At 54.0% G+C, this 1,503-nt stretch carries 1 protein-coding gene; it reads left to right on the top strand.

Annotated features, from left to right (window positions below; all coding sequences use genetic code 11):
* Positions 1-86 precede the first annotated feature (86 nt).
* Positions 87-1,429, top strand: a protein-coding gene (locus FEE96_RS23370) for an IS3 family transposase (protein ID WP_425467359.1) whose coding sequence is annotated in 2 segments (ribosomal slippage) — positions 87-414 and positions 414-1,429 — 1,344 coding nt in all. Because the reading frame shifts where the segments join, the coding sequence is not laid out codon by codon here.
* The last annotated feature ends 74 nt before the right edge of the window (positions 1,430-1,503 follow it).

The following is a 1,503-nucleotide window of genomic DNA, read 5'->3' as shown; positions in this document are numbered from 1 at the left end:
TGTCTGACGTCAGCGCCTATGGGTCCAAATAGGGTAATTTGATAAGAGAGTGTTTCTGGCTCATCGTCACCACTGAGGAGTGGAAGATGAGAAAGACAACCAAGAGCCCTGGCGAGAAGATCGTCAAAGACATCAAACGCGCCACGCGTAAACAGTATTCCTCTGAGGAGAAGATCAGGATCGTCCTGGATGGCCTGCGTGGCGAGGACAGCATTGCAGAGCTGTGTCGCCGCGAGAGGATTTCCCAAGGCGTTTACTACAAATGGTCCAAAGACTTCATGGAAGCCGGGAAGAAGCGGCTTGCCGGTGACACAGCACGAGCAGCGACAACCGACGAGGTCAAGGAACTGCGGCGCGAAGCTCGTGATCTGAAAGAGGTTGTTGCGGAACAAGCGCTCGAACTGCGCTTGCTCAAAAAAAGCGTGACCGGCAATGGGGACGACCACGAATGAGATACTCTGCATCTGAGAAGTTGGAGATCATTCGGTTGGTTGAAGAAAGCCATCTGTCAGCGCGTCGTACATTGGCCAAACTGGGTATCCCTCGCACCACATTCTACCGTTGGTACGACCGATACCTGCAGCGCGGGGCGGCTGGCCTTGAGGATCAGTCTCCCAAGCCAAAGCATGTCTGGAACCGCGTTCCAGACGAGGTGAAGCGTAAAGTCGTCAGCTTCGCCTTGAAGGAGACAGAGCTGTCACCCCGCGAGTTGGCGGTGACGTTCACAGACCAAGAACGGTACTTTGTATCGGAATCCACAGTGTATCGCACGCTCAAGGCACATGACCTGATCACCAGCCCTGCGTTCATCGTGCTGAAAGCCGCGAATGAGTTCGAGCATAAGACAACGGCCATCAACCAGCTTTGGCAGACCGACTTTACCTATCTCAAGGTTCTGGGGTGGGGCTGGTTCTATCTCAGCACGATCCTGGACGATTACAGCCGCTACATCATCTCGTGGAAGCTCTGCACAAACATGCGAGCTGAGGATGTGACAGACACCCTCAATCTGGCCTTGCAGGCATCTGGCTGTGATCAGGTCCATGTCGTCCACAAACCACGCCTGCTGAGCGATAATGGGTCCAGCTATGTCTCTGGCGACCTCGCTGAATGGCTGCAAGACAAAGGTATGAAGCACTCACGCGGCGCACCGTATCACCCTCAGACACAAGGTAAGATCGAACGATGGCATCAAACCTTGAAGAACCGGATCTTGCTGGAAAGCTACTTCCTGCCGGGCGATCTCGAAGCCCAAATCGAAGCCTTCGTCGATCACTACAATCACCAGCGCTACCACGAGAGCCTGAACAACGTCACACCCGCCGACGTCTACTTCGGGCGTGACCAAGCCATTCTGGAACAACGAGAAAGGATCAAACAGAAGACCTTCGAAGCGCGACGCTTGCATCACAGACAACGCGCAGCATAATCAAACCAACCAGATGAGCCGAACACTCACTTAGTTTACGCCGCTCTTGGTTCCAAAAACTCTGACGACGGACA

This window comes from Parasedimentitalea maritima (assembly GCF_005771405.1).
GTDB lineage: Bacteria > Pseudomonadota > Alphaproteobacteria > Rhodobacterales > Rhodobacteraceae > Parasedimentitalea > Parasedimentitalea maritima.
This window is presented reverse-complemented; position numbering and strand designations above follow the sequence as displayed.